General features: G+C 61.3%; 23 protein-coding genes. 8 read left to right on the top strand and 15 right to left on the bottom strand.

The genetic code is table 11. From position 1 onward, the window contains the following. Nucleotides 1–568 precede the first annotated feature (568 nt). The 7 genes from K307_RS23505 to K307_RS23535 all read right to left on the bottom strand — a co-directional run bounded on the left by K307_RS23505 (nucleotide 569) and on the right by K307_RS23535 (nucleotide 9,974). The gene (locus K307_RS23505; protein WP_080745190.1) at nucleotides 569–1,552 is read right to left on the bottom strand and encodes a Bug family tripartite tricarboxylate transporter substrate binding protein; all 984 of its coding nucleotides are present in this window, start codon (nucleotides 1,550–1,552) and stop codon (nucleotides 569–571) included. 76 nt (nucleotides 1,553–1,628) lie between these two features. Then, the gene (locus tag K307_RS23510) at nucleotides 1,629–2,792 is read right to left on the bottom strand and encodes an iron-containing alcohol dehydrogenase family protein (protein ID WP_042883182.1); all 1,164 of its coding nucleotides are present in this window, start codon (nucleotides 2,790–2,792) and stop codon (nucleotides 1,629–1,631) included. A 23-nt stretch (nucleotides 2,793–2,815) separates the two neighbouring features. Then, the gene (locus K307_RS23515; protein WP_042883184.1) at nucleotides 2,816–4,411 is read right to left on the bottom strand and encodes a class I adenylate-forming enzyme family protein; all 1,596 of its coding nucleotides are present in this window, start codon (nucleotides 4,409–4,411) and stop codon (nucleotides 2,816–2,818) included. A gap of 17 nt (nucleotides 4,412–4,428) precedes the next feature. Then, on the bottom strand, nucleotides 4,429–5,676 hold the full coding sequence (locus K307_RS23520) for a CaiB/BaiF CoA transferase family protein (protein WP_051975133.1): 1,248 nt from the start codon (nucleotides 5,674–5,676) through the stop codon (nucleotides 4,429–4,431). Next, on the bottom strand, nucleotides 5,676–6,842 hold the full coding sequence (locus tag K307_RS23525) for an FAS1-like dehydratase domain-containing protein (RefSeq protein WP_042883185.1): 1,167 nt from the start codon (nucleotides 6,840–6,842) through the stop codon (nucleotides 5,676–5,678). The genes K307_RS23520 and K307_RS23525 overlap by 1 nt, the downstream gene beginning before the upstream one ends. Nucleotides 6,843–7,233: 391 nt before the next feature. Further along, nucleotides 7,234–9,018 carry an acyl-CoA dehydrogenase gene (locus K307_RS23530; protein ID WP_042883187.1) on the bottom strand — a complete coding sequence of 595 codons (1,785 nt, stop codon included), beginning with the start codon at nucleotides 9,016–9,018 and terminating at the stop codon, nucleotides 7,234–7,236. Between the two features lie 194 nt (nucleotides 9,019–9,212). Beyond that, nucleotides 9,213–9,974 (bottom strand): IclR family transcriptional regulator, encoded by a 762-nt coding sequence (locus K307_RS23535; protein ID WP_051975163.1) that lies wholly within the window; start codon nucleotides 9,972–9,974, stop codon nucleotides 9,213–9,215. Nucleotides 9,975–10,368: 394 nt separating this feature from the next. Between K307_RS23535 and K307_RS23540 the strand changes: the two genes are divergently transcribed. Beyond that, nucleotides 10,369–11,535 (top strand): porin, encoded by a 1,167-nt coding sequence (locus K307_RS23540; protein ID WP_042883188.1) that lies wholly within the window; start codon nucleotides 10,369–10,371, stop codon nucleotides 11,533–11,535. A 468-nt stretch (nucleotides 11,536–12,003) separates the two neighbouring features. Here K307_RS23540 and K307_RS23545 read toward each other — a convergent pair whose 3' ends face one another. From K307_RS23545 to K307_RS23565, 5 genes are read right to left on the bottom strand one after another with little or no spacing between them, the layout of a single operon-like run. Then, nucleotides 12,004–13,008, bottom strand: a complete 1,005-nt coding sequence (locus K307_RS23545) for a branched-chain amino acid ABC transporter permease (protein WP_063771715.1) — start codon at nucleotides 13,006–13,008, stop codon at nucleotides 12,004–12,006. A 25-nt stretch (nucleotides 13,009–13,033) separates the two neighbouring features. Further along, nucleotides 13,034–13,915 carry a branched-chain amino acid ABC transporter permease gene (locus K307_RS23550; RefSeq protein ID WP_042883189.1) on the bottom strand — a complete coding sequence of 294 codons (882 nt, stop codon included), beginning with the start codon at nucleotides 13,913–13,915 and terminating at the stop codon, nucleotides 13,034–13,036. 15 nt (nucleotides 13,916–13,930) lie between these two features. Next, nucleotides 13,931–14,644, bottom strand: a complete 714-nt coding sequence (locus K307_RS23555; RefSeq protein ID WP_080745191.1) for an ABC transporter ATP-binding protein — start codon at nucleotides 14,642–14,644, stop codon at nucleotides 13,931–13,933. Then, on the bottom strand, nucleotides 14,641–15,402 hold the full coding sequence (locus K307_RS23560) for an ABC transporter ATP-binding protein (RefSeq protein ID WP_155301271.1): 762 nt from the start codon (nucleotides 15,400–15,402) through the stop codon (nucleotides 14,641–14,643). The genes K307_RS23555 and K307_RS23560 overlap by 4 nt, the downstream gene beginning before the upstream one ends. Nucleotides 15,403–15,413: 11 nt before the next feature. Next, nucleotides 15,414–16,688, bottom strand: a complete 1,275-nt coding sequence (locus tag K307_RS23565) for an ABC transporter substrate-binding protein (protein WP_080745192.1) — start codon at nucleotides 16,686–16,688, stop codon at nucleotides 15,414–15,416. A 498-nt stretch (nucleotides 16,689–17,186) separates the two neighbouring features. Between K307_RS23565 and K307_RS44885 the strand changes: the two genes are divergently transcribed. The 7 genes from K307_RS44885 to K307_RS51155 all read left to right on the top strand — a co-directional run bounded on the left by K307_RS44885 (nucleotide 17,187) and on the right by K307_RS51155 (nucleotide 23,089). Then, nucleotides 17,187–18,260 carry an amidohydrolase family protein gene (locus K307_RS44885; RefSeq protein ID WP_080745193.1) on the top strand — a complete coding sequence of 358 codons (1,074 nt, stop codon included), beginning with the start codon at nucleotides 17,187–17,189 and terminating at the stop codon, nucleotides 18,258–18,260. 217 nt (nucleotides 18,261–18,477) lie between these two features. Further along, nucleotides 18,478–19,395 carry a Bug family tripartite tricarboxylate transporter substrate binding protein gene (locus tag K307_RS23575; RefSeq protein ID WP_196251612.1) on the top strand — a complete coding sequence of 306 codons (918 nt, stop codon included), beginning with the start codon at nucleotides 18,478–18,480 and terminating at the stop codon, nucleotides 19,393–19,395. A gap of 113 nt (nucleotides 19,396–19,508) precedes the next feature. Next, complete coding sequence (locus K307_RS23580) at nucleotides 19,509–20,354, top strand: SDR family NAD(P)-dependent oxidoreductase (RefSeq protein WP_042883193.1); 846 nt, start codon at nucleotides 19,509–19,511, stop codon at nucleotides 20,352–20,354. A gap of 13 nt (nucleotides 20,355–20,367) precedes the next feature. Beyond that, a complete protein-coding gene (locus K307_RS23585; RefSeq protein ID WP_042883195.1) occupies nucleotides 20,368–21,294 on the top strand; it encodes an NAD(P)-dependent oxidoreductase in 927 nt (308 codons plus the stop codon). Between the two features lie 112 nt (nucleotides 21,295–21,406). Next, a complete protein-coding gene (locus tag K307_RS23590; protein ID WP_042883197.1) occupies nucleotides 21,407–21,784 on the top strand; it encodes a carboxymuconolactone decarboxylase family protein in 378 nt (125 codons plus the stop codon). A gap of 197 nt (nucleotides 21,785–21,981) precedes the next feature. After that, nucleotides 21,982–22,386 carry a cupin domain-containing protein gene (locus K307_RS23595; RefSeq protein ID WP_042883199.1) on the top strand — a complete coding sequence of 135 codons (405 nt, stop codon included), beginning with the start codon at nucleotides 21,982–21,984 and terminating at the stop codon, nucleotides 22,384–22,386. 127 nt (nucleotides 22,387–22,513) lie between these two features. Then, nucleotides 22,514–23,089: a 2,3-bisphosphoglycerate-dependent phosphoglycerate mutase gene (locus K307_RS51155; protein ID WP_419187174.1), complete on the top strand. Its 576-nt coding sequence runs from the start codon at nucleotides 22,514–22,516 to the stop codon at nucleotides 23,087–23,089. Here the strand turns inward: K307_RS51155 and K307_RS23600 are convergent. The 3 genes from K307_RS23600 to K307_RS48005 are packed head-to-tail and all read right to left on the bottom strand — an operon-like array spanning nucleotide 23,061 to nucleotide 25,803. Continuing rightward, nucleotides 23,061–24,038, bottom strand: coding sequence for a Bug family tripartite tricarboxylate transporter substrate binding protein (locus K307_RS23600; RefSeq protein ID WP_051975137.1), 978 nt, complete (start codon nucleotides 24,036–24,038; stop codon nucleotides 23,061–23,063). The two genes, K307_RS51155 and K307_RS23600, sit on opposite strands and share 29 nt — an antisense overlap. Next, nucleotides 24,035–25,411: an MmgE/PrpD family protein gene (locus tag K307_RS44555; protein WP_080745195.1), complete on the bottom strand. Its 1,377-nt coding sequence runs from the start codon at nucleotides 25,409–25,411 to the stop codon at nucleotides 24,035–24,037. Before K307_RS44555 ends, K307_RS23600 begins: the two co-directional genes overlap by 4 nt. Before the next feature lie 59 nt (nucleotides 25,412–25,470). Beyond that, nucleotides 25,471–25,803 carry a hypothetical protein gene (locus tag K307_RS48005; RefSeq protein WP_155301261.1) on the bottom strand — a complete coding sequence of 111 codons (333 nt, stop codon included), beginning with the start codon at nucleotides 25,801–25,803 and terminating at the stop codon, nucleotides 25,471–25,473. Nucleotide 25,804: the final 1 nt, after the last annotated feature.

Consider the following 25,804-nt stretch of genomic DNA (forward strand, 5'->3'; position numbering starts at 1 on the left):
ACAGGGGTTGACGTCACGCTTTGCGAGAGGCAGTCACCGTAACTCCAGCTCATTGGGCGGAAACACTCGCCACGAGCCGTCAGCATGACGGAAGAACAGCAACGAAAGATCTCCCGAGGTGCGACTTATATCGAGTTGCACGCATCCGAAATACTGGCCCGGCTTGCGTACCCGAGTGATCCTTGTTGGTGTCGTTGAATTGACACCGAGCCATTTATCGACCGCGCGGCGCAGCGCAGTTCTCTTCCTGTCCATCTCAGCCTACCTCGATATGTTCACAAAGAGAAACTCACCTCACTTCCATACTGCTTGAAGGACCAACAGAGGATCCGTTGTGAGGTTCATGGTTTCCATCAAGAGGTTGTCCCTGCGTCCGCATTGCGCGTAGTCAGCAATCCCAGCGCGTCGCGTTGGGCGGATTAATTGACAAGTGGCACCGCCGGCCAGGAAAAAAGGTGTATGCCATGCTCGCCAAATTAGCGGAACCAAACCGCAGAATTAATGAATCCTCCACCAGGACTATTTGCGGGAATGCCGGGGCGCGGGCGAGGCATGCGCCCCCGTCCACTCATCCGGGCTGGATGTGGGCTTCACGTGCCTGCCGAATCCATCGTGCTGTCTCAGTTTCCATGTACTTCTTGAGTTCGTCAGGACCCATGATCAACGGCACCGCGCCTTGGGTGGCGAGCCGTTGCGCGACTTCCCTTTGCTTTTGCGCCTGGCTGATCGCGGCACTCAGGCGGTTTACCTCTTCGCGCGGCATGCCGGCCGGGCCTAACAGGGCGTTCCACGATGGAAAATCGAAGCCGGGCAGGGTTTCAGAGATCGCAGGCCAGTCGGGGGTGACCGGGTTTCTCTTCAGGGAGCTGACCCCAAGGGCTCGCAAATGACCGCCTTTCACCTGGGCCATGGCATTTCCGGGATCGGTAAGGGTGGCATCGAGCGCGCCACCCACAACATCCGTGATGGACGCAGGCGAGCCCTTGTACGGCACCGCGAGCAATTCGATGCCGGCCAGCTTGTTTAGCGTTGCGATCTGCAACTGGACCGACGTGGTGGAATAGCCGACGCTCACCTTGCCCGGACGTCGTTTCGCGTAAGCGATGAAGTCCGCGAGGGTGCGTATAGGCGAATCGGCCTTGACCATCAGCACATGGTTGGTCAGGCTCGCGCCCGCGATCGGGGTAAGATCGCGCCGCGGGTCATATGGCATATTTTTCACAAATGCCATATTGGCTGCTAAGGGCGAATTCGAGGCAAGCAGCAGCGTCAGTCCATCCGGCGCGGCACGCACCACGTCCATCGTGCCGATGACGCCATTCCCGCCGGCTTTGTTGTCGACGACGAAGGTCTGGCCCAGGATGCGGGTCATTTGCTCGGTCAGCACCCGTGTCACGTGGTCATTGGAACTTCCGGCCGGCAATGGCACTACCACGCGGATGTTGCGCCCCTGAGCCAATGTTCCTGCGGCGGGCAGGGCCAGAGTCAGGCCTAGCCACTCAAGAAAGGTTCTTCTCTTCACAACGGTCTCTCTCCACTCGGTGCTGGTCATTAGCCGAGCACTTATTTGTATTCACTGGGAGCGGCGGGCTTACGATTGCTTGCCGCCGCTCATGTCGGCTCCGAACTTACCAAGCCTCTTCGAGGACCCGCAGCAGTTCCGATTCGCCGCGGACAGGACGCGGATTGCCGCCCAGAAACCAGTCGCCGATGGCATTCGCGGCAATGTCGGTCAAGGTTTCCCGCGGGATGCCGACTTCGCGCAATTGGCTCGGAATGCCCAGGCGTCTGAACAGCAACTCGACGGCTTCGACGACCACGTTCACCAAGGATTCGCCGTCCGATTGTGCGACTCCCAGTGCCGTCGCCACTTTGTGCAGGCCAGCCTCACCGGCGATGCCGTTGAACCTGAGCACGTGCGGGAGCACGATGGCATTCGCGATACCGTTATCCAGATGATGGCGTGCTCCGATCGCGTGGCCCAACACGGTGGTGATTCCGGCGCCGGTGTGATCCGTGCCCTGGCCACACATCACTGCCGCGTGCAGCAACTGCGCGCGCGCGTCGGGATGATCGGCCGCCTCCAGACCAGGCAGGTGCTGCGCCAGTAGCCGCAATACGTGCATTAGCTGGGCATCCGAGAATGGATCTCCGGAGCGCGACGTCAGTCCCTCGATGGCCATCGAGAACGTGTTCACGCTCGCGCTGAGCGCGAGCCCGCGTGGCGATGACTGGATCATTTCCGGATGAATGAAGATGGCATGGGCTCGCGTTTTCGGATCGAACAGCGCCAGGCGCGCGCCGGTGGCCGGATCGAAGATTGCGCTGCCGGCCTTGACCATGGCCGTGGTCGGCGTCGTTGGCACGATCAGCTGCGGCAGCTTGGGTGCCTGCAGCTTGGGACTGCGCAGTTGCCCGTTACTGTCGCGTGTCGTGCAGAGGCTGCGCGGATCGCCATCTTCGGCCAGCAGGATGCTGGCTGCCCGTGCGGTCACGATCGACGAGCCGCCGCCCAGTGCGATGACGGCGTCAGCGTTCAGGCGTTTCAGCTCCTGGGCGGCCTCTTCCACGGAGGCGAGCGGGCTGTGTGCAAGGACCCCGGTGTACACGCCTGCACAGCGCTCGCCCATTCCGGCGCGCACTGCGTCGAGCAGCGGCCCCTCGGCCCAGGGGCCGCAAAATACGACCGCGCGGCGGCTGCCCAGCCGTTCAAGTTCGCGTCCGAGCGATTTAAGGCTGTCCTGGCCACAGAACAGGCGCAGCGGTGGTGTGATGTGTTGGAACGATTGCATAGCTTCTATCTCTCCGCCGAATCTTATGCCCCGGCTTTTGCACGCTCTTGCGCGATCTCGGCACGCGCATGTGCGCTGATTGCAGTCTTGTCCACCTTGCCGGTCTGGTTTGTCACCAGCGGCTCCTTTTGCACACGCCAGCGGCTCGGCATGGCGAAGGAGGCCACTTTGCCGCGCAACTGCTCCTGCAGTTGCTGGGCCGTGAGGTCGCCTTCGACCACCACGACCGCCATCACTTCTTCGCCGAGGTCTGCATGCGGTATGCCGAACACAACAGCTTCGATAACGCCCGGGATCGTCATCAGCCCGCGCTCTACAGCCGCCGGCGCGATGTTCTCGCCGCCGCGGATGATCATGTCCTTGCAGCGGCCGGTGATCCAGAGGTTTCCCTTTTCGTCGAGGCGGCCGAGGTCGCCGGTGTGCAGCCAGCCGTCCGGATCGATCGGGGATTCGTCCAGCCCGAAGTAGCCCGACATCTGGGTGGGGGAGCGCAACAGGATCTCGCCATCCGGCAGATCCGGGTGCGAAAGGAACCGGATTTCGACGCAGGGCAGGGGTCGGCCGGTCGACCCCAGGAGCGCCACGTCCTCCGAGCCGGCCGCCGCAGTGGCCTGGCCGCCGTTCTCGGTTAGCCCATATCCGGTCGGAATCCGCGGGCTGACGCTGGGCAGTCCCAGCCGGATGCGTTCCATCAACTCCTTGTGCACAGGCGCGCCGCCGATGCTGATGGATTTCAGGCTGCTCACATCCCGCGTCGGTACGTCGGGATGGTCGAGCAGGCGGGATACCATGGTCGGCACCGCGTTCCAGCGCTTGACCTTGTGCCGCTCGATCAGCTCAAGGACCTGGCCCGGGTCGTACCGGCCCTGCGGCAAGACAAGCGTGTCGCCGACGATGACGGCGCGCAGCAGGGTTTGCATCCCGCCAACGTGAAACAGCGGGCCCGTGATCAGCGTCACGTCGTGTGCAGCCTCGTCCAGTTGGTGGGGCAGCTTGCGCGTGACGTGTAGCGTCATCTGCAGTCGGGCCAACAATGCCCGGTGCGACAGGATGACCGCCTTCGGTTGGCCTGAGGTCCCAGAGGTGAAGATAATGAGGGCGGTTTCGGATTCGTCCCCGTCATCCTCCATTTGGGACGGTTTCGCCGGTGGGGCCTCGTTGGGAATGGTGATTGCCCACGTACCGGTATGCAACCCGGTAGGAAGCTTGGCTTCAGCGTGCGGGTCGGCCAGGGTCAGGACAGGCTTCAGCATGTCCAGGCCTGCCGAGACTTCGGCAGCGCTCCACCATGCGTTGGCCAGTACCGGCACCGCACCGGCTTGCAGGATTGCCCAGAAATTGGCGACCCATTCCGGGCTGTTCCAGCCCAACAGGAAGACGCGGTCACCGCGCTGGACGCCCAGCGCGCGCAACTCCTGCGCCTTGGTCGCGATCGCATGTTGCAGTTGGTCAAAGGAGAGGGCGCGCTCGCCCTGGATCACGTGTGGGCGCTGGCCCCAGCGGCCGGCGAAGGGAATCAGTTCTTCGACCCGGCGCGGACGCTCCGTGTACATGCGGTAGGGGATGCCGCCAATCACCTCCTCGGCGATACGGTCGCCCCATTGCTTCGATCTTGCCATGGTGCACTGCTCCTCGATCAGACGGTCACGCCGTCGCGCCGCAGTTGCGCAAGCTGGTCTGCATCCAGACCGCACAGTTCAGCCAGCACATCGTCCGTATGCTGCCCCAGCGTCGGCGGCGCGCTTAGCGGCCGCAGCTCCGAGCCCTGGTAGCGAATGGGGCTGTTGGGCAGCGCGACCGTGCCGTTCCCGGTCTCGTGGTCGGTCAGGAAGCCGCGTGCGCGCAGGTGGGGGTCGGCCAGCACCTCGTTGACGTAGCGCAGCGGCGCTGACGGTACATGGTGCTTCTGCAGGAGTTCCGTGACCTGGTCGCGGGTATGCTCGCCCGCCCACTTGGCGATCTCCTCGGTGAGCTCGTCAATACGTTCGATACGGCCAGCCAGCTTGCGCAGGTGCGGGTCGTCGCGCAGATCTGGGCGGTCCATGGCTTCCGTCAGGTTCAGCCAGTGCTCGTCGGTGGCGGCCACGATGGCCACCCAGCCGTCCGAGGCCTCGAAGGTGTCGAAGGGCACGTAGGAGTCGGCGACGTGGCGGTTTCCGGTGCGTTGCGGCACCTTGTTGCTCGCGTAGACATGTCCTGCGGACGGCAGTAGCGTGGCGAACAGCGATTCCAGCATCGATACTTCCAGCGCCCGGCCGCGTCCGGTGCGCTCGCGCTCGAACAGCGCCGTGACAATAGCGCCGTAGAGGGTAGCGCCGGACATGAAGTCCGCCACCGGGACGCCTGCCTTCAGTGGCCGTCCGCCCTTTTCGCCGGTTGTACTCATCATCCCGCTCATCGCCTGGATCGTCAGGTCGAGGGCGAGCTTGTCGGCATAGGGGCCGGTACGGCCGAAGCCGGAAGCTGAGGCGTAGATCAGCCGTGGGTTGACCTCTTGCAGCACGTCGGCGCCCAGTCCCAGCCGCGGCATCACGCCCGGTGCAAAGTTCTCCACCAGCACGTCCGCGGAACGGGCAAGTTCCAGCAGCAGCTCGCGGCCGCGCTCGGTCTTCAGGTTCAGAACGATCCCCCGCTTGCAGCCGTTGAGGGCGCGGAACGGATAGTCGCCGTCACGCCCGCGATTGCGTGACATATCCCCATGGGGCGGCTCGATCTTGATCACTTCGGCCCCCGCCATTGCCATCAGAAAGGTGGCGTACGGCCCTTGAAATACGTGACCAAGGTCGAGTACACGCACGCCCGTGAGCGGCAATGCTTCTGTTTGCTGTTGCGTTTCCATGGTTGCCTTCTGTTCCGTGTTCAGGTTGTTGTGGCGCATGCCCATCAGGCCTTTTCCGCGGCGCCGCGAACCGGCAGCACGATCACGGCAGTGCCAGGCATCACGTTCTGCTCGCGCTGGTTGTAGGCCCAGGTCGTCAGCCGCACGACGTGCTGGCCATCGGCGTCGATCTCTTTGGCCTCCACGCGGCCGCCGAGGCGGACCACATCGCCGAGGTACACGTGCGCGCGGTACTGCGAGGTGGAAGCCTTCAGGAAGCCTGCGTCGCCCATCCAGTGGGTCAGCGAGTGGGTCTGCCAGCTGGTGCGCTGGATGCCGACGTCATATGCAATCTGCGCGCCCTGCAGTTGCGCCGCGTAGTCGTTGTAGTGAACCGAGTAGACAGGCTCCAGCGCATGCGTCTTCGGGTCCCGGAACGCCCACTTCGGATGCTTGCGATAGCGCCTGAGCGCGACCCCATGGGCCGAAACCCGGGGAATCGGCGCGGCGCCGGCGGCGATAAAAGCGATGAAGTCGGTCAGCCCGAGCGGCCCCTTGGTGATGACATCGATCTCGTCGCCTGCCTGCACATCATCCCAATAGCGCGGCGTTGCGCCGCGGGGATTCTCGGCCAGGATCTGCTCTTCGATGGCGGCGATCTCCGCTTCGGTCCAGGGGTGAGGCACGGTGATGGTGCGGGTCGCCGCGCGCTTTTGCATCTCGCCGCGCTCGAAGCGCATGCGCGAGCAGATGAAGGTGGCCACCAACTCGTCGTCTTGATTGCGATACTCCTGGCGCAAATAGTCCTTGATGCGTCGGCCGCCGAAGTTGCTGTCGTCAGTGGGGCCGTCAAAGCCGTCGAACGTCACCTTGGCGGTGATTTTGTCGCCCACGCGGATGTATCGGTCGAACGTAAGCTTGGTCTCGCAGTGGAAACCGCCGAGGCCAGGCCAGCCGACCTGAACCGAGCCGAGGCAGGCAAAGATGAAGCTGGGCGGCGCGACCAGTGTGCCGAGCGGCGACTTGGCCGCGTATTCGGCGTCCGTCCACAGCGGATTGTCGTCGCCAATGCCCTCGCAGAAGCGCAGGATCGCCAGCCGCGTCGCGTACTCGTTATTCAGGCAGGCCTCGGTACGCAGCTGGGTGCCGATCAGAGCCCGCATGTCGTCAAGCATCTTGTCGGTGAACTTGCCCTTGGCAAGTTCCTTAGTAATGTTGGCTGTATCAGTCATGTCTGCTCCTTTGGTTCCTAATTACGAACGTCAGATCGTATATACGATAGAGTACGAGGCTTGGAGAAATTTCGGCATTAGGGTTTTCGCGGAGCCGATGGGAAAGCGATGGCGCTAGCGGTACTTTCGCTTAACATCGTTCGCATTTACGATACCTTCAGCGGATATACGATCCAAATAAAGTGACACAAGAATCACTTTACAAGGCTGGCACGGGGTCGATTAGCTGAGGCCGCTGCGCAGGAATCCAGTCAGCGAGCATGTGTCCCGCTTTACCCCAAGGCGTCACGACATCTGCCGGACGACACCGTTTCTTTGTCGCGAAGCGCGGGCCGTTCCTGAAGAAAAAAGAAGCGGCTCAAGGGCCGCCAAAGTCCCGCCGGAGCAATGATCAGTACAGATCTTCCGGGAGGGCGAGCATCAGGGTTGAGCCACCGACAATCGCGGTACGCAACGCCGATACCTGTGACAGGATGTGCTGCGCAAAGAAATGCGCAGTGGCGATCTTGGCAGCGTAGAAGTTTGGATCCTCGGCACGCTTCGCATCGGCCGCCAGCATGGCACGGCCAAACTGCCAGCCAGAAAACACGATGCCCCACAGCTTCAGGTAAGGCACGCTGCCGGCAAACACGGCGTTCGGGTCCAACTTGGCATTGGCCACGACAAACGCCACCACGTCTTCCAGCGCCGCGCGGCCCTTGGCCAGCTGTGCCTGCACCGCGGTGAACCCGGCGCAGCTGTGCTTGCCCAGCGCGGCCTCGGTCTCGGCGATCTGCGCGCAGATCGCGCGCGCCACGGCGCCGCCGTCGCGCACGGTCTTGCGGCCGACCAGGTCGTTGGCCTGGATCGTGGTGGTGCCTTCGTAGATCGGCAGGATGCGGGCGTCGCGATAGTGCTGCGCCGCGCCGGTTTCCTCGATAAAGCCCATGCCGCCGTGCACCTGCACGCCCAGGCTGGTGACATCGATCGACAGCTCGGTGCTCCAGCCCTTCACCACCGGCACCAGGAATTCATAGAAGGCCTGGTTCTGCTGGCGCACGGCCTCGTCGGGATGCTGGTGCGCCGCGTCGCTGGCGGCCGTGGCCACGTAGGCAACGGCGCGTGCGCCCTCGGTCAGCGCGCGCATCGTCATCAGCATGCGCTTGACGTCGGGGTGGTGAATGATGGTGACCGCCTCGCGCGCCGAGCCATCGACCGGGCGGCTCTGCACGCGTTCGCGCGCATAGGCCACGGCCTGCTGGTAGGCGCGCTCGGACACCGCCACGCCCTGCATGCCGACCGAGAAGCGCGCCGAGTTCATCATGATGAACATGTACTCGAGGCCGCGGTTCTCTTCGCCGACCAGCGTGCCAATGGCGCCGCCATGGTCGCCGAACTGCAGCACCGCGGTCGGGCTGGCCTTGATGCCCAGCTTGTGCTCGATCGACACGCAGTGCACGTCGTTGCGCTCGCCCGGGCTGCCGTCCGCGTTGACCATGAACTTCGGCACGATGAACAGCGAGATGCCCTTGACGCCCTCAGGCGCAGTGGGCGTGCGCGCCAGCACGAGATGGACGATGTTCTTCGCCATGTCGTGCTCGCCGTAGGTGATGAAGATCTTGGTGCCGAACAGCTTGAAGGTACCGTCGCCCTGAGGCTCGGCGCGGGTGCGCACCGCGGCCAGGTCGGAGCCGGCCTGCGGCTCGGTCAGGTTCATGGTGCCGGTCCATTCGCCCGAGATCAGCTTCGGCAGGAAGGTAGCCTTCTGCTCATTTGAGCCGGCAGTCAGCAGCGCCTCGATGGCGCCGTCGGTCAGCATGGGACACAGCGCGAAAGAAAGGTTGGCACTGTGCAGCATCTCGTTGCAGGCGGTGGCAATCAGCTTGGGCAGGCCCTGGCCGCCGTAATCCTGCGGGTGCAGCACGCCCTGCCAACCGCCTTCGCCGAACTGTCGGAAGGCTTCCCTGAAGCCAGGCGTGGTGGTGACCACGCCGTCCTTCCAGCTGCTGGGGTCCAGGTCGCCGGCACGATCAAGCGGTGCGACGATCCGCTCATTGAACTTGGCGGCTTCTTCAAGCACGGCTTGCGCCACGTCCGGTGTGGCTTCCTCGTAGGCTGAAAGCTGGCAAATGTTTGCGAGGCCCGCTAGCTCGTTGAGCGCGAACAGCATCTCCTTCAGCGGCGCGCGGTAAGTCATCGGTTTCTCCTGTAGGTATTTGAAAAGCTATTCGTATTCGGGGTCTGGCGCGCTCGGAACTAGGTCAGGCTGGAGCTGCGATGAACCCGGGAGAGGTCATGGACATCGTCGGGTGTTTTTTGAGCGACAGTGCCGTTGCCGCTATAACGCTGGGGGGGTGAGGTCTGACTGGCTGGCTGGAACCGTGCGGCGTTTCAGATTGCTTCTCGCGCCACGCCGGTACGGCTTGCCCAGGCGTCGACACAATCGATCAACAATGCCTCAAGCTCCCGCTGGCGCGGCTGCATCTCGCGTGAGCGGCCCACAATCGTAAGCGCGGCCGCGGGCTGACCATCCCGGTTTGGGATGGTCGTTGCGATGGCGAAGCGGGAGCCGCTTTCGCGGATGTTGATGGCGATTCGCTTCTTCCGGATATCGTCGCGCTCTGAAAGAAATGCCTCAACCAGAGGTCTTTCCTCTAGTTGGCGACGACGCAGATATGCATCGAGCTCCGCGTCTGAGCGGGTGGCCAGCAATGCCTTCCCGCCCGCCGTGACCAGCAGCCTGCGGCGAATGCTGGTCCTGGCCTCGAACCCTACGATGTGGTCGCTTCCAGCATCCGCCACATAGATAAGGTCGTCTCCGGCGTGCACCCCGAGAAACACTGCCGCGCCCGCCTGCTCGTGCAGGGCAAGCAGGTCGCTTTGCGTCACCAGGCCGGCGCGCACATTACCGCTTGCCAGGGTTAATCCATAGACCGCAGGACCAAGGTAAAAGCGGTGCTGCTCCTCGTACAGCCACCCCTTTGCCAAGAGACCACGCAAGAAGCCGTGCACCGAACTCTTGGGCGCATCCATGACGCGAACCAGATCGGCCAGTGCCAGGCCCGGGTTGTAGAGAACTTCCTCGAGGATGCGCGTGACGCGATCCACGGTTCGATGGGGATGCGGGACGCGCGTCGTTTTCAAGTCATGCATGGGGCTTCCCATCCGGACCGAGCGGCAGCCCATCGAAAGGCCATCGCTGCAATTTAGTTCGGATATAAGAACACAAGGACATATCGGCGAACTGTAGCGTGCTGGAGCGGCGTGTCAAGTCTTTCCTGCAACGCTGACTGTCTGGTACGCGGCCGTGGGCCCAAATGTCGCTCGTTTTAATGAAGGTCCATGCGGGATAACTCGATTGACTTGGAGGCATCTCTGATCTATGGTTCGCACATACGATCACGAGTTCGTAAAAAGGAACGGAGCGCTACCTGAGGCATGCGCTTGGTGAAGCGCGGCAGGTGGTTGGTGTGGAGAAGCTAGTAGGGCCGTAGGGACGAGGCGAAAGCTCGTTAAGTTTTAAGCAGACCAGGAGGAGACAAGAAGCATGAAGAAGGTTAGCGTAGTGTTGGCGGCGCTCAGCGCGGCTTCGGGCGCTGCGAATGCGCAGAGCGTAACGCTGTATGGTGTTGTCGATACACCGATCGAGTTCGCCACTCACGTGGCGAGCGGTGCGCCCACGATTAATACATCGACAGGGGAAATCACGCAGCGGCCAGGCGGCAATCGATTCGCGATGGTTAGCGGCGGTGGCCTGTCCGGTTCCCGTTGGGGGATGCGCGGTACCGAATCTCTGGGGAACGGATTGAATGCGGTATTCACGCTCGAAAGCGGCTTTAGCGCGGACGACGGCAAGTCGTCCCAGGGCGGGCGGCTGTTCGGTCGCCAAGCGGCGGTAGGCCTGCAGCATGGGACTTATGGCACGTTGTCATTCGGGCGACAGTATGCAGCGATCTACGATGCTTTCTCGAACTTCACGCCGCTGGGCTATGCTCCGCTGTACGAGCCCTCGACCTACCTGTTGGGATCCTTCCGGCAAGACAACACCATCAAATATTCGGGCACGTTTGGGCCGTTGAGTACATATGCTCACTATAGCTTCGGCGCGGGACAGGGTACCCTTGGCGTCGTGCCCCTGGCCGGTGGCGGCAGTGGCGAATCGCCCGGGAACTTCCGGGATAACACAGCATATGGCGCAACCCTGATCTATGCGTCAGGTCCGTTTGGCGTAACCGCAACCTACGACCAGTGGAATCCTGCCGTGACGGTTGGCAATCCCGGGCGCGCGAAGAAAGCGGGGGCAGCGGTCAGTTATAAGATCGGAGCAGCCAAACTGGTCGCCGGGTACCGGTGGGCAGACACCGTAAGTTCGACCGGTAATACCTTCCTCCGCGATGACCTGTACTGGGTGGGGGCGAATTACGATGTGACATCTGCGCTTGTGCTCAAGCTTGGCTACTACTACGACAATCTCAAGGTTCTGCGCGTTGGAACCGCGACGGCGGCAACAAATCCGGCGAACCCATGGCAGGTAAGCTTCCTCGCCGATTATTCATTCTCGAAGCGCACCGATGTGTACCTGACGATGGCGTACGTGAAGAACTCCGGGCTGAACTTCGATGCCTCGCCGACTGGATTCGCCTCCGGTTACTTCCTGGCGCAGGGGCGTAACAACCAGTTCGGGACGGCTATCGGCATTCGTCACCGGTTCTGACACCCGCGGTAACGGCACCGGCTTGGCGACAATCAGGCCGGACGAAGAAGGCGCGACTCTTGCATGTCGCGCCTTCTTTCTTTACCACCGCCAGGGACAGAGGCAGATCACGGTGAGGGCTAGCTGTCCCGCGGGGTCAGAGCGGGCGGCGCCTTGACACGCTGAGCCAGTCCAGGCAGCGGGTAGGCGTGGCAGCGGCGCAATGGAGCGGTCTCGTCGCTCACTGGCCGAGAAGTCCCGGTGCAGACCCTGAAGGCATTGCAGAGGAAGGTGTCGCGGCACGACGGATTGTCGGCGGGGAACTTGCGATCCCTCCCGAAGTGCTCGGGCTGGGCGATGACTTGCCGGAGCCCCTTACTTCCACGGCCCAGGCGGGCGATCGATAAGGGTCCCGACGGCGTCGCCGGCTGTCGTTGTCCGGAATCAGTGATGCCGCGCACGCGCCCGTGGCCGGCGGCGAACCCGCCTTTAGGTTGCGGAGCTGTCTCGTGCGTTGCTGACGCCATCGGCGTGGGCAGGCGTTGCCGGCGCGGCCACATCAGTGCGGTTCCGCCGGGCGAGCCGGCCGGCAAACTCCCCGACAATCCCGCGCGGCAGCAGCGTTACCACCAGAACGAAGACGGTGCCCTGAATGACCGGCATCCACTGGGCATAGCCCTGCAAGTGCGTCTGCAGGGACAGCACGATACCGGCACCTGCCAGCGGCCCCAGGGCAGTGTTGATCCCACCTACCAGGGACATGAGAATGACATCGCCCGAGGTGGACCAGTTGACGTCTACCAGCGTTGCCACCTGAAACACGAGCACCTTAAGCGATCCGGCGAGGCCGGCGAGGGCCGCGGATTGCACGAAGGCGAGCAGCTTGTAGCGCCTGACCGCATAGCCCAGCGATACCGCACGCGCCTCGTTGTCGCGGATCGCACGTAACACCTGGCCGTATGGTGAGTGCGTGATGCGGTAGACCAGCATGAAAGCCAACGCGAATACGATCAGCACAAAGTAGTAGAGGTTCTTGTCATCCGCCAGGTCGAACCAGCCGAGCACGCGGCCGCGCGGTATGCTGGACAACCCGTCATCGCCGCCTGTCATCGGCGCGGCGACGCATGCGTAGTAGAACATCTGTGCAAGGGCTAGCGTGATCATGGAGAAGTAGAGGCCCTGGCGCTGAATGGACAGGGCGCCAACCACAAGGCCGGCGACCGCCGCAAATCCCACGCCGAGGAGGATCGCCACTTCGGTGGGCAGCAACCAGACCTTCAGTGCGTAGCCCGTGACATAGGCGGCACCGCCGAAGAACAGCGCGTGGCCGAACGACAGCAGGCCGGTCTGGCCGAACAGCAGGTTGAAGGCGACGGCAAACAGTGCGAAGCACAGCAGCTTGGTCAGGAAGACAGGGTAGAGCGTGAGCGGTGCGAGTGCCAGCAGCAGGAAGAGGCCAGCGAACGCCGTCTTGGAGGTAAAGAGTCGCGGCATGGATAACCTTCGGAATTTAAGGCGGTCAAGACTGTCGGCCGAACAGGCCGTTCGGCTTGAGCAGGATCACGGCGACCATGATCATGAAGATCACCACGCTCGACAGCGACGGAAAGTAGACTTTGGTCAGGCTTTCCAAAAGGCCGAGCGTAAAGCCTGTGACCACCGAGCCCAGGATGGACCCCATTCCGCCGATTACTACGACGGCAAACACCGTGATGACAAGGCCGGATCCCATCGCCGGCCTGACCTGATCCATCGGCGCGGCCAGCACGCCGGCTATGGCTGCCAGCGCCACACCGATACCGTATGTGAGCGTCATGAGCCGGGGAACGTTGATACCAAAGGCACGTACCAGCTCGCGATTGTCCGTTGCTGCACGCAAGCGTGCGCCCAGGCTGGTTCGCTCGATCGCGTACCAGGTGCCCAGGCAAAGCACCAGCGAGGTACTGAGGACCCATGCGCGGTAGTAAGGCAGGAACATGAATCCCAGGTCGATGCCGCCCGGCAGGGGATTGTCATAAGGCATGCCGGAGGAGCCGTATGCAACCGACAGGAGCCCTTCGATGATCAGGGCCAGCCCGTAGGTCAGGAGCAGCTGATAGAGGTGGTCCATACTGTATAGCCGTCGCAGCAGCGTGCGCTCGAAAGCCATCGAGGCAAGGCCGATCATCAGCGGCACCAGCAATAGGGCTGCCCAGTATGGGACGCCCAGCCACGAAAGCAGTATCCAGGCGCCGAATGCTCCCAGCGCAAATTGCGCGCCGTGCGTGAAATTGATGACGCGCAGCATTCCGAAGATGACTGTCAGTCCCAGGCTCATCAGCGCATAGAAGGCGCCATTGATGAGGCCTAGTACGAGCTGGCTCAGCAGGGCCTGCAAGGGTATTCCAAATAGTTCCGTCATGTCATGTTCCTTTGTCTACACGCCCAGGTAAGCCTGTAGCCGGTCGGGCTTCGCGCACAATTCCTCATTGCTCAACTGGTCCACCACCCGCCCGTGTTCGACCACGTAATGGTGGTCGGCCAGTGTCATGGCGAAATCAAGGTTCTGCTCGACCAGCAGGATGGTGTAGCCGCGCTGCTTGAGCTCGCGCATGACGGTGCCGATGTGTTCCACGATGACCGGCGCCAGACCCTCGGTCGGCTCGTCGAACAACAGCGTGCGGCAGCCGGTGCGCAGGATTCGTGCGATGGCCAGCATTTGCTGTTCCCCGCCTGATAAAGTTGTCCCGGGGCTGCGCGCGCGCTCCGCAAGCCTGGGGAAGAAGTTCAGTACCTCGCTGGTGCTGAGTCCGCCCTGTTGCAACACGGGCGGCAGCAACAGGTTCTCGCACACGCTCAGCGACGGGAAGATGCCGCGCTCTTCGGGGCAGTAGGCGATACCAAGCGGGGCAATGCACTCCGGCTTCAATCCGATGGTTTCGGTCGCATTTACTTGTATGGAGCCACTGCGCCGTTGCAGCAGTCCCATGATTGCCCGCATGGTTGTGGTCTTGCCGGCGCCGTTGCGGCCAAGCATTGTTACCACTTGGCCCGCGGGCACCGTCAGAGTGACCCCATGCAATACATGTGAGGGACCGTAGTATCCGTGCAGATCGCGGATCTCGATGGGGGCGCTGGAGAAAGAAGTCACGCTTTTGCCCTCCTGCCGATATAGGCCTCCTGGACACGGGCATCCCCGGAGATCTCGGCATAGCTGCCCTCCACCAGTACCTTGCCACCGGCCAGTACGGTGATGCGGTCGGCGAGCTCGGCCACCACGCCCAGGTTATGTTCCACCATCAGCACGGTTCGTGTACGCGCCACGCGGCGGATAAGGGCGGCGGTGGCGGCTACATCCTCTAGTCCCATGCCTGCAGTCGGCTCATCGAGGAGCAGGAATTCTGGCTCGAGCGCGAGCGTCGTCGCAATCTCGAGCGCGCGCTTGCGGCCGTACGAAAGATCGCCCGCAATGGCAACCGCCTTGTCTGTCAGGCCAACATCCTGCAGCAGCGCATAGGCTCGCACATTCAAAACATCGAGTGACTGGTCCGAACGCCAGAAGCGGAAGGAAGTGCCAGAGGCACGCTGCAGTGCTACGCGGATGTTGTCGAGCACGCTCAGCGTCGGGAACACAGCCGATATCTGGAAGCTGCGGACCATGCCAAGCTGGGCGACTTGCGCCGGCGTCATGCCGGTGATGTCCCGCCGATTATAAAGAATGCGCCCGGCGGTAGGTTCGATCGATTTGGTCAGCAGGTTAAAGCAGGTAGTCTTGCCGGCCCCATTGGGGCCGATCAGGGCATGGATATGCCCACGTTTGACCTTCAGGTCGACATTGCTGACGGCCATGAAGTCGGCGAACTTCCGCGACAAGCCACGCGCCTCGATCACAAAGTCTGTATCGCTCATGGCGGTGCCGGTCATTTCACGAGGTTGCAGACGTTCTTGTCCGCCGGTCGTTGCGCGATGTCGCGGGGCAGGGTAGCGACGGGCGCGTACAGATCCCATTCGCCCTTCGATTCGGCGGGCTTCTTAACGCGGAAGATGTAGAAGTCGCGCATGACCTGGCCGTCTTCACGAATCGACCCATTCTTGGTCATGAAATCATTGATCGGCATGCTCTTCATTTTGGCGAGGACAGCCGCGGTGTCGTCGGTTCCCGCGGCGGCGACTGCCTTGAGGTAATGGAGCACCGCACCGTACGTTCCCGCCTGGCTCATGTTCGGCATCCGGTTCTTGCCAAGGTGTTCTTTGAAACGCATGGCGAATTTGCGGGTGTCGTCGGTCTGGTCCCAGTAGTAGGCTTCGCCCACGAGCAGGTCCTGCGCGGCCTTTAAGCCCAGTGCCTTGACGTCATAGAGCTGGAGACTTAGCGGAGCCAACCTCCGCCCTTTTGCCCGCAGACCAAACTCGTCAGCTTGCTTGATCATCCCGGAGGTCTGGACGCTGGTGGTGGCGAGCCCGATGACCTGTGCGCCGGAAGCCTGCGCCTGCAATAGCTGCGACGAAAAGTCCGAGGCGGCCAAGGCATGAGTGGTGGCGCCAATGACTCGCCCTCCATCCGCTTGCAGCATCTTAGTGGCATCGCTTTGCACGCTCTTGCCGTAGGTGTAGTCGACGGTAATGAAGTACCAATTCTTTCCGCCGGAATCGAGCACGCCGCGGGTCGAGGCGCGTACCTGAGGATAAGTGTTGTAGACCCATTGGATCCCGTTTGGCGAGCAATACTTGCCAGTGAGATCGGAACTCCCTGAACTGGTAAAGATCGCAATGCGATTCTTTTGCTTGGCAAGATCCTGCATCGCAATGGCCACCGGGGCGACGCCGATGTCGAAGATTGCGCGCGCGCCGCTGTCATACCATTGCCGCGCAATCGTCAGCGCGGTATCGGACTTGTTCAGATGGTCGCCTTCCAGAAGTTCAATCGGTCGACCGAGAACCTTCCCGCCAAAGTCGCTGATTGCCATCTTTGCAGCGACGACTGAACCTGGGCCTGACAGGTCAGTGTACGGGCCGGAGGCGTCATTAAGAATGCCGATCTTGAAGGCGTTGCTGGGCTGTGACCAGGCCAGTGATGCACTCGTCGCAAGGAACAGCGTTACTGCCGCATGCCAGGCAGAAAGGCGTGGACTGAAGAGCGGGCGGGGAACAGCAGTCAATCGCCGCTTGGCGGCACGTGAGTGCAGGGAACGCATGGTTGCAATGTCTCCTTTGATACGTTTTCTCTTATCCGCGTGACCGCCATGACCCTGGAAACGGGGCGCGCTCGCCTGAACGTGTGGCCATCCAAGGTGTGCCGTGGGTGCGCGCGCGGGTGTCGCCCTTTCTAGTTCGTAATACGGAACATGAGTTCGGTATAACGTCTGCGGAAGTTAAAGTCATAGCTCGTTGACTGTCAATAAGATGCCAGTGCGTTGGGGGAAAACCCGGTGCGACGCAACCTGGGCGAGCGCAGTCACGCGCAAGCTTTCCCTAGGGATAACCCTCCGATTTCAGCGCTGACAAGCAAAGCTTCTTGACATGGCGCGGAGCGCGCCTCTACGCTAGAAAACTCATATACGAACATATGATCGTATTTACGAACCAAGGAAAAGTTGCTTACTTGGTTGGGAGCAAGCCGTCAGCACTGGTTGACGCGTCGCGCGTAGCTTTCGCCCATCGCGTTGCCAGCCGGAATCCGAAAGGAGGGGACTGTGAGTGAAGAAGACCTAACAACGTATCAGGGCAGCATGCCGCGCAGTACCGCGGACCTTCAGCGATGGTTTGAGGGAAGTCCGAGCGAGACTGCGCTGGAGCCTGATCTGCCGATTGTCGACGCGCATCACCACTTGTATGGCGAGGTGACAGATAGGCACTACTACAGACGCATCGATCTCGATCAGGATCTTTCGAGTGGCCATCGTATTGTCGGCACCGTCTATGTGGAGGCCTATCGATCGGGTTGGAAAAAGACTGGTAGTGAACCCCTTCGGCCTGTAGGTGAAGTCGAGATGATTGTCGAGCAGGCGGCCACGCCGGTACATACAGCGGACGGTGCATGCCAGATAGCTGCCGGCATCGTCGCACACGCCGATTTGTCGTCGGGGCGCGAGGTCACAGAAGTCCTGGAAGCTCATCTCGCCGCAGCACAAGGCAGGCTCAGGGGTGTGCGGCATATGACTGCGCGCGACGACGGTCTGGTTGGGCGCTTCATCAAGGAAATGCCCACGAAACACTTGCTGCAAGACAACGCATTCCGCACTGGCCTTGCGCAACTGGAGCGCTATGGACTCAGCTTTGATGTTTGGGTGTACCAGAATCAGTTGCAGGAGGTTCTTGAAGTGGTTGACCAGTTTCCTGGAATCACTTTCGTGCTCGACCATGTCGGTGGGTTGATTGGTGTAGGTGAGTTCAGGGCAAAGCGTAACGAGGTGGTTTCAAGATGGCAGACGGACCTTCAGGAGTTGGCTCGGCGGCCTAATGTCTATGTGAAAGTCGGCGGGATGGGAATGCCAGTCTTCGGCTTCGGCTTTGAGCACGGGGCGAGACCTGCCAGCTCAACCGATTTGGCACAAGCTTGGCAACCGCTGATTGATGTCTGCATCGATTCATTCGGCCCCGATCGATGCATGTTTGAGAGCAACTTTCCGGTTGACAAGCAGTCTTGCGGTTACACGGAGCTATGGAACGCTTTCAAACTTGCCACCCTAGCGATGTCCGCCGATGAGCGCGCTGCCATGTTCTATGGCACTGCTTCCAAGGTGTACCGATTGGACCTGCCGCGCTGATGTCAGATTGCGGCATCCCGCTGAGTGCGACGGCCTCGTGAGGGCCTGCCGTTGCGGAGATAGCGCCTTATGTCCTTTTCCGCTGGCAGTACCTGCCACTGACGCCTGACCGGGCCTGATCGGTGGCTTCCTTGTCACTATGACTTGCAGTTTCTTATTGAAAATGAACAGAAGGCAAGTACTTAAAGCTATGGGCGTGCTCTCGCTGAGCGGTAGCGTGAGCGCCGCCGAAGCCCACTATCCGTCGCGTCCCATTCGTCTGGTGCTACCGTTTTCCGCTGGATCGAGCACGGATTATGTATCTCGTACGATCGCGGAGATGCTGGGCACACAGTTGAAACAATCTGTCATCGTCGATAACAAGCCGGGCGCCGCGGGCGTCATTGGCACTCAGCAGATCGCCCGAGCATCCCCGGATGGTTACACCATCGGACTGGTTTCGCTGGCGTCGATAGCGATGGTGCCGCCTACGCTCAAGGAGACTCCGTACGACCCCGTAAAGGACTTCGAGCCACTCGCGTTGCTGGTCAGTACCGATTTGATTTTCGTGCGCGGCACCAGCGTCCCTGCCAATTCTGTCTCTGAGTTCGTTGCGTGGGGTCGGCGCCAGAGTAAGCCCGCCTTTCTTGGAACGCTCGGACCAGGGACGTCTGGACACATTGCGGGCGTTATGTTCGGCCAGGCTGCGAAGGTGCCGTTTGAGACGGTTCACTTTCGCACCTATAGCGACTTGCTGTCCGCAATGATCGCAGGTGAGGTGCACGCGATGTTTATAGCGCCCTCGGCGGTCCTGGTTCCTCACGTTCACGGCGGCAAGCTTCGGGCATTGGCGATGAACGGGCCGTCCCGCCTCAATACCTACCCTGGGGTACCCACGTTCAACGAAGTCGGCTATCCGGACATGCAGTTCCTGGTTTGGATGGGCCTGGTTGCGCCAGCCGGAACGCCACGTGAAATCGTCGAGCGCCTTACTTCAGAAATTGAAAAGGCACGAAGTACTCAGGTCGCCAAGCAGAAGTTCGAGGGCGCCGGATTCCGCGTCATTTCCGGTACCAGAGAAGAATTTGCCGCAACGATCCGCAAGGACGTTTCGACCTGGAAAGACAGAGTTAGAAATGCGGGCATAAAGGTTTGAGTGCGCCGCGGCGGAACAGCCGATTCTTCGGCGGGGCGGCAAATGATTCGCCTTGGCTACTTGGAAATAGTCTTCCGCTGCCCCTAGTGCAATGACGGAAACAAAGAACTTACATGGAAAACGATGAACACGACGGGCGCGCCGCATGGCTCGGTCTCGCTGGCAGCGTATGCGTTGTCACTGGCGGCGGGAGCGGAATTGGCGCCGCTACCGCCTTGGAATTGGCGAGATGCGGCGCGCTCGTCGCAGTCTTAGATCGAGACGGCAGGGCAGCCGACGCGGTCGCCGATGCAATCGCTTGCGCCGGCGGGCGTGCGATGAGCGTCCAGGCCGACGTCACAAGCGAAGACGCGATTGCTGCGGCCGCGCAGCGAATCCAGCACGAACTCGGATCGTCCCGGATACTGGTCAACAGCGCAGCCCTTGTCGGCTACGCTGGTCCGTTGATGCATGCCGACTTGGCGCAATGGAATCGGATGCTCGACGTCAACCTCACGGGGGCGCTCCTGTGCATCCGCGCCTTTGGTGCCCAAATGATATCCGCAGGTGCAGGCGGAAGCATTGTCAATGTCGCGTCGATCTGCGGACACCTGCCCCTGCCCGAAAGCGGTGCTTATAGCGTGGGGAAGGCTGGCTTGCTGATGCTGTCCCGCATGCTCGCCTTGGAACTGGCGCGCCACGGAATCCGGTGTAACTCCGTGTCGCCTGGTCTGGTACGCACACCCGCGACAGAGGCCGCCTATATCGACGACACCGTTGCAGCCGGGCGATCGCGGCTGGTGCCTTCAGGCCGGATTGCCGAGCCGACGGAACTGGCGAGTGTGATCGCCTTCCTTGGCAGTGAAAGGGCCGCCTATATCAACGGACAAGACATTCTCGTCGACGGCGGTCTCAGCCAGGCTCTGATGAGTCTGGTGCCAAAGCCTGCGACGTCAACAGATGCATTCACCCGGAAATAGAAGGAGACAAACCATGAAGATTGGCTTTATCGGACTCGGGACTATGGGGACCGGAATGGCGGCTAACTTGCGCAAGGCAGGCCACGACCTCGTTGTGCACGACCTGCGCAAGGAGAGCGCGCAGCCGCTACTGGAAGTGGGCGCCACGTGGGCAGCCACCGTGGCGGAACTCGGGCAAGCTGTGGACGTCGTGTTTACGTCTTTGCCAGGGCCAAAGGAAATGCAGGCGATCGGGGTGGGCGAAGGTGGACTGCTCGGGGCGATGCGTCCCGGCAGCGTCTGGTTCGACCTCACGACGAACTCGCCCACGATGGTGCGGGATGTCAGCGAGCAGTTTCGGGAGAAGGGCATCGGGATGTTAGATGCACCGGTTAGTGGTGGCCCCAGTGGGACGCGCTCCGGCAAGCTAGCGATCTATATAGGGGGAGACAGGGAACTGTTCGATGCTTACAAGCCGGTTCTCGATGCGATTGGCGACCGCGTGATCTATGTTGGCGCCGTTGGTGCGGGTAGTACCGCCAAACTCGTCCATAACCTGATCAGCCTCGTGATGCGCATGACAATCGCTGAGGGCATGAGCTTGGGTGTCAAGGCCGGTCTCGACCCGCTGGAGCTGTGGAATGCGGTTCGTCAGGGGGCGATTGGACGCTCGCGCACGCTGGACCTGGTGGCCGAGCAATACCTGCAATCCTCGTACGATCCGCCGCATTTCGCGCTGCGCCTCGCCTATAAGGACTTCAAGCTGGCGCAGGATCTCGCGCGTGAGTTCGATGTGCCGATGAAACATGCGGATGCTGCCTTCGAGGATTACACCGCCGCGCTTGAGCGTGGCTGGGGAGAACTCGACTCCCGCTCACCGATGATGCTTCAAAACGAGCGTGCTGGCGTGACGATCAAGGCTGCCGCCGAGGACGTCAAGAGGACACTTGCGCAGGGATAAACGGACGTATATGGGAAGGGCCGCGACCGGTGCACCGTCGGTCGCGCTTGGGCATTGTCGCGGAGTGGCCAGCGTGCGCTCCATGACTTTCTGATGGCAAATCGAGGCGAATATGGATGCGAAGGAAATTGGTCGTAAGGTGATCGTTGAACTGATGGGCGCGGAGTTCCTGGCGGCAAAGGACAAGACCCGCAACGATTTCAACGCTGTCATTCAGGAGTACGCCGAAGAAGTGTGCTTTGGACGGGTTTGGTCGCGGGACGGCATTGATCGAAAGCTTCGCAGCATTCTGAATGTCGCGATGTTGACCGCGCTGAATCGTCCTGCGCAGTTGCGCAGCCACTTGGAGGGGGCACTGACCAACGGCTGCACGGTTGAAGAGTTGCGGGAGATCCTTCTGCAGGCAGCGGTCTATTGCGGCCTGCCTGCGGCAATTGACGCTTTCCGGGTTGCCGAAGAAGTTCTTCGCGCTCGCAAGCTGTTGGACTGATCGGCTTCGATTCACGTTTATCGCTATGGAGTGAACGAGGGCCGCCCGGTTCGTAGCTGCACGGTCCGTTTGTTCGGCGCTATGTCTGGCAGCAGAGTCTGTCAGGTCGGTATTCCGGCTTCTGATACAGAACCCATCTCTGGACATGAAGCGGCTGCGAACCGAGGCCAAGGCGCAATTTCGCAAGGAGAAGGAAGATGGAAATCAAGCGATGTGGATCCCAGCCGTCCCGTTATGCGCAGCAGGAGAATTTCACCGGTATCGCGCGAGTGGATCCATTGTTCACCGCCCCCAAACCTGCGCGGGTGGCGGGCGCCAGCGTGACCTTCGAACCGGGCGCTCATACCGCATGGCACGCGCATCCTCTTGGCCAGACCTTGGTCGTGACGGCGGGCTGTGGTCGGGTGCAGGTTGCGGGCGGCACGATCGAGGTGATCAGGGCCGGTGACGTCGTCTGGATCCCACCCAATGTAAGACATTGGCACGGTGCGGGACCCACCACGGCTATGACGCATATTGCCATCCAGGAGCAACTCGATGGAAGCACCGTTACCTGGATGGATAAGGTCAGTGAGGTGGAGTATCAAGCACCCACAAGATAATCCTAGGTCCTACGCCGCTTCTTGGCCGCACGCAAACGTCCATATCGAGAAACAGCACGGTTTTTCATAATTCGCGGTCTCACTCCTAAAGCGCTTGTTTGGTATGCAGGGTAAAGTCAACTTCGTGATGCTTCGGCACGGCAGTTCCGTCGCAAATGAGGGGCAGCGTTTCGGTGGCTGGGAGGATGTGGGTTTGGCGGAGCGCGGGATTGAGCAGGCGCGCCATGCAGGACGCCTGCTTCGCGATACTCAAACGAGATGGGATATCGCATTCACTAGTTCGCTGCAACGCGCAATTCAGACGCTCGACCATTGCATGGCAGAGTTAATCGATCCACTCCCGACGGTATCCGACTGGCGATTGAATGAGCGCCATTACGGTCGATTGCAGGGCATGAGCAAGGCGGAGGCCGCTTCGCTGTACGGTGCTGAGTGCGTGCAAGCCTGGAGAAGGTCGTTTAGGGCGCGTCCGCCGCAACTCACTTTCGACGAGTATCTCTCGGTGGCAGGCAGTCAGGTGAGGATCCCTCGTGGCGAGAGCCTTATGGATACGCAGCAGCGTGTCCTCGGCTGCTGGCGCGATCGCATTCACCCTGCGCTGATGTCGCGACAGAAGTCCAGCAGGCAGACGCGTCGGTTCGTGGGTAATAAAGGGCGGCGATGCCGCCCTTCACTCAGTTGCTTTCCATTCCCGATGCCTTGATGATCGGGCGCCACTTCAAGATCTCCGATTGAACCATCGACTTCAGCGCCGCGGGAGAAGTGTGAGGATTCGTCTCGAAGCCAATAGCCAGAGCACGTTGCTTGAACTGCGGATTTGCGAGGACTTCATTCAATGCACGCTGCAGTCGATCGACAACGGTGCTTGGAGTGCCTTTTGGCGATGCCAAGAATACCCACGTGTAGACCTGGAAGCCCGGTATGCCTGCCTCAGCAGTGGTCGGAATGCTTGGAGCTACGGGCGAGCGCTGAGGCGACGTCACCGCAAGCGCTTTGAGCGTGCCGTCTTTGACGCGGGAAGCGCAGGTAGTGGTGGTACAGAGCATGAAGTCCAACTGCCCACCCAGCAAGTCGGTCAGCGCGGCGCTCTCACCCTTATATGGCACGTGTACGGCGTCTGTGTTGGACAGATGCTTGAGAAGTTCGCCGCCGAGATGCATCGGCGAGCCCACACCAGCCGAGCCGAAAGTCAGCTTTCCAGGCTGCTTCTGCATGAGCGCGACCAGCCCGCGCAGATCATTGACCGGCAGCCGTGGCTTGGTAACCAAGAGAAAACTGACTTGACCGACTTTGCCAATAAATTCAAAGTCGTTGACCGGGTCGAATGGCAACTTTGTTTGAAGCGTGGCATTCAGGGAATGGGCCAGAGTGCCGAACAGCAATGTGTAGCCGTCCGGCGCTGACCGTGCCACCTGGCTGGCGGCGAGAACGGTAGCAGCGCCCGGACGATTGTCGGCAATAATAGGCTGCCCGAGGCGCTTGCTGACATGCTCCGCAACAAGGCGCGCGATCACGTCACCGGCCCCGCCCGCAGCATAAGGTACAACCAAGCGGATGGGCCGGGAAGGGTATTCGTCTGCGCGCGCAATTGGAGCCGCGAGTGCGCACATCAGCCCTGTTCCCATGAGAATGCGAGCTAGCAGGTTTTTCACGTGATTTCCCTGTTTGTTACTGTAGGTCCCCAAAACCCGGGCGCGGCGCGGCCAACGTCGGCGGCAGAGGGCATATCCCAGCAGTAGTCGGACAGCAGTGAGGCGCGGGCCGGCCCCAAGACTGGGATGGTCAGATCGAGGAACTTCGCCTGCAAGTCCGCATCGCTCATCGGCCGGCGTGGAGAGCCAATGCATGGCATGGCGCTTGCCTCAAGGCGCCTGCCGTCGCGCAAGCTCACGTAAAGGCGTGCCTCGTCGGATTCCAAGGCATCGGCAACCGCGACCTGGACGCGCTGGCGTAACGAGACCACCGACGGATTGTGAACACTGTCATCACTTGCTTCATAGAGGCTTGCGCGCCGGTTGTGAAGCACGGCGGCTGCCCAGTGCTGGATGCTGGCTTGGGCGTCAAAGCTGTGCTGCGGTTCCGGGCGGCCCGTGAGCTCGAGCGCGAGACGGTGAACGTGAAGGTCGATTTGCACGATCTCATCGCTCCGAAATTGGTACTGGCGAACAAGCGCGAGACACGCATCGATGACCGCATGGGTGAGGCAGCCCGAAGGAAACGGCTTCAGGGAAACGTTCATGGTTTCCCAGTGTTCCCCGAGTCGGTCCGTGAGCACCTCTGGGTTTGCCGGATCACCCAGGACGGGCAACAAGCCATGATTTGCTGTCAATGCGTTCTCGTGACACGTGAACCCGTTGGCTGCCAACCGAGCCGCAAGCAGGCCGTTTCGACCTGCGTCACCAGGGATGAATGCGCACGCCATGGTGCCATGGGATACGCGCAACCCTGACGCTTGTACGGCTCCGAGCCCCATCGCCCAGGCCAGCTGCTGTTCCGATAGGCCCATCAGCTTGCCCACGCCGGCGGCAACGCCAACGGCGCCTGTTACGCCCGTCATATACCAACCGAGGTTGCAGTGGGCTGGAGGCGCTGCAAGGGCGCAGCTCAAGCGACATTGCACCTCATACGAGAGGACTAGCGCATGAAGGAAATCCGGTCCGGATACAGCATATTGTTCGGCGTGCGCAAGCAGGGCGGCAATGGTAGGCGCGCCAGGATGCGCCACCGTCTGTAGGTGCGCGTCGTCAAACGCATGCGCGCTCGCACTCAATCCGTTGACCAACGCAGCGCCAAGGGGATCGAGTTTGCGGTCGCAGCCGATGACGGTACACGTACTAGCGGATGACAGTCCTTTCAGCGTGGCGAGCGCGCTTTGTACTGTCGGATGAGACGCGCCAGCGTACGTGCAGCACACCCAGTTGACGAGAGCGCGCACCGCTTCATGCTGGACGGGCGTCGGGAGATCGTGCCAACGGGAACTATGGATGAATCTCGCAAGTTCAGCGGTGTAACCTAGTTCGGGCATGAGTTTGCTTGAAGGGTACTTGGAGCAGGGATGGCAGGTCGAGTGCTATCTCCGGACAACTAGGGCTTCGGCGGCTGAGTCAAGTTGAACGCGGGCTCGAATTCGGCGAAAGCGGCTAGCCAAGTGGCAAGTCCAGTGAACTGAGGCCTCCAGTGCACCGGCTGACGTCTATCAAGAAACCCAAGCGCGCAAGCTAGGCCGATCGATACCGCGTCAGTCTTGTGCGGGTCCGGCTGCGCGGATTCGAACGCAGCAAGGGCGCGTAAGATCTTCTCCCGCTGGTAGTTCAGCCATTTCTCTGACTGTGCAGCGGGCGCATGGTAGCGATCTTCGTAGATGATAAGGGCGCCCGCGTCGATAATGCCGTCGGCCAGTCGCGTGCGGGTCAGCATC

This window comes from Cupriavidus necator A5-1 (genome assembly GCF_000744095.1).
Classification (GTDB): Bacteria; Pseudomonadota; Gammaproteobacteria; order Burkholderiales; family Burkholderiaceae; genus Cupriavidus; species Cupriavidus necator_A.

Bases quoted from the DNA above. Each gene is read 5' to 3' on its own strand.
- K307_RS23505 (WP_080745190.1), bottom strand. From the start codon at position 1,552: ATGACCAGCACCGAGTGGAGAGAGACCGTTGTGAAGAGAAGAACCTTT.
- K307_RS23510 (WP_042883182.1), bottom strand. From the start codon at position 2,792: ATGCAATCGTTCCAACACATCACACCACCGCTGCGCCTGTTCTGTGGC.
- K307_RS23515 (WP_042883184.1), bottom strand. From the start codon at position 4,411: ATGGCAAGATCGAAGCAATGGGGCGACCGTATCGCCGAGGAGGTGATT.
- K307_RS23520 (WP_051975133.1), bottom strand. From the start codon at position 5,676: ATGGGCATGCGCCACAACAACCTGAACACGGAACAGAAGGCAACCATG.
- K307_RS23525 (WP_042883185.1), bottom strand. From the start codon at position 6,842: ATGACTGATACAGCCAACATTACTAAGGAACTTGCCAAGGGCAAGTTC.
- K307_RS23530 (WP_042883187.1), bottom strand. From the start codon at position 9,018: ATGACTTACCGCGCGCCGCTGAAGGAGATGCTGTTCGCGCTCAACGAG.
- K307_RS23535 (WP_051975163.1), bottom strand. From the start codon at position 9,974: ATGCATGACTTGAAAACGACGCGCGTCCCGCATCCCCATCGAACCGTG.
- K307_RS23540 (WP_042883188.1), top strand. From the start codon at position 10,369: ATGAAGAAGGTTAGCGTAGTGTTGGCGGCGCTCAGCGCGGCTTCGGGC.
- K307_RS23545 (WP_063771715.1), bottom strand. From the start codon at position 13,008: ATGCCGCGACTCTTTACCTCCAAGACGGCGTTCGCTGGCCTCTTCCTG.
- K307_RS23550 (WP_042883189.1), bottom strand. From the start codon at position 13,915: ATGACGGAACTATTTGGAATACCCTTGCAGGCCCTGCTGAGCCAGCTC.
- K307_RS23560 (WP_155301271.1), bottom strand. From the start codon at position 15,402: ATGAGCGATACAGACTTTGTGATCGAGGCGCGTGGCTTGTCGCGGAAG.
- K307_RS23565 (WP_080745192.1), bottom strand. From the start codon at position 16,688: ATGCGTTCCCTGCACTCACGTGCCGCCAAGCGGCGATTGACTGCTGTT.
- K307_RS23580 (WP_042883193.1), top strand. From the start codon at position 19,509: ATGGAAAACGATGAACACGACGGGCGCGCCGCATGGCTCGGTCTCGCT.
- K307_RS23585 (WP_042883195.1), top strand. From the start codon at position 20,368: ATGAAGATTGGCTTTATCGGACTCGGGACTATGGGGACCGGAATGGCG.
- K307_RS23590 (WP_042883197.1), top strand. From the start codon at position 21,407: ATGGATGCGAAGGAAATTGGTCGTAAGGTGATCGTTGAACTGATGGGC.
- K307_RS23595 (WP_042883199.1), top strand. From the start codon at position 21,982: ATGGAAATCAAGCGATGTGGATCCCAGCCGTCCCGTTATGCGCAGCAG.
- K307_RS51155 (WP_419187174.1), top strand. From the start codon at position 22,514: ATGCTTCGGCACGGCAGTTCCGTCGCAAATGAGGGGCAGCGTTTCGGT.
- K307_RS44555 (WP_080745195.1), bottom strand. From the start codon at position 25,411: ATGCCCGAACTAGGTTACACCGCTGAACTTGCGAGATTCATCCATAGT.
- K307_RS48005 (WP_155301261.1), bottom strand. From the start codon at position 25,803: ATGCTGACCCGCACGCGACTGGCCGACGGCATTATCGACGCGGGCGCC.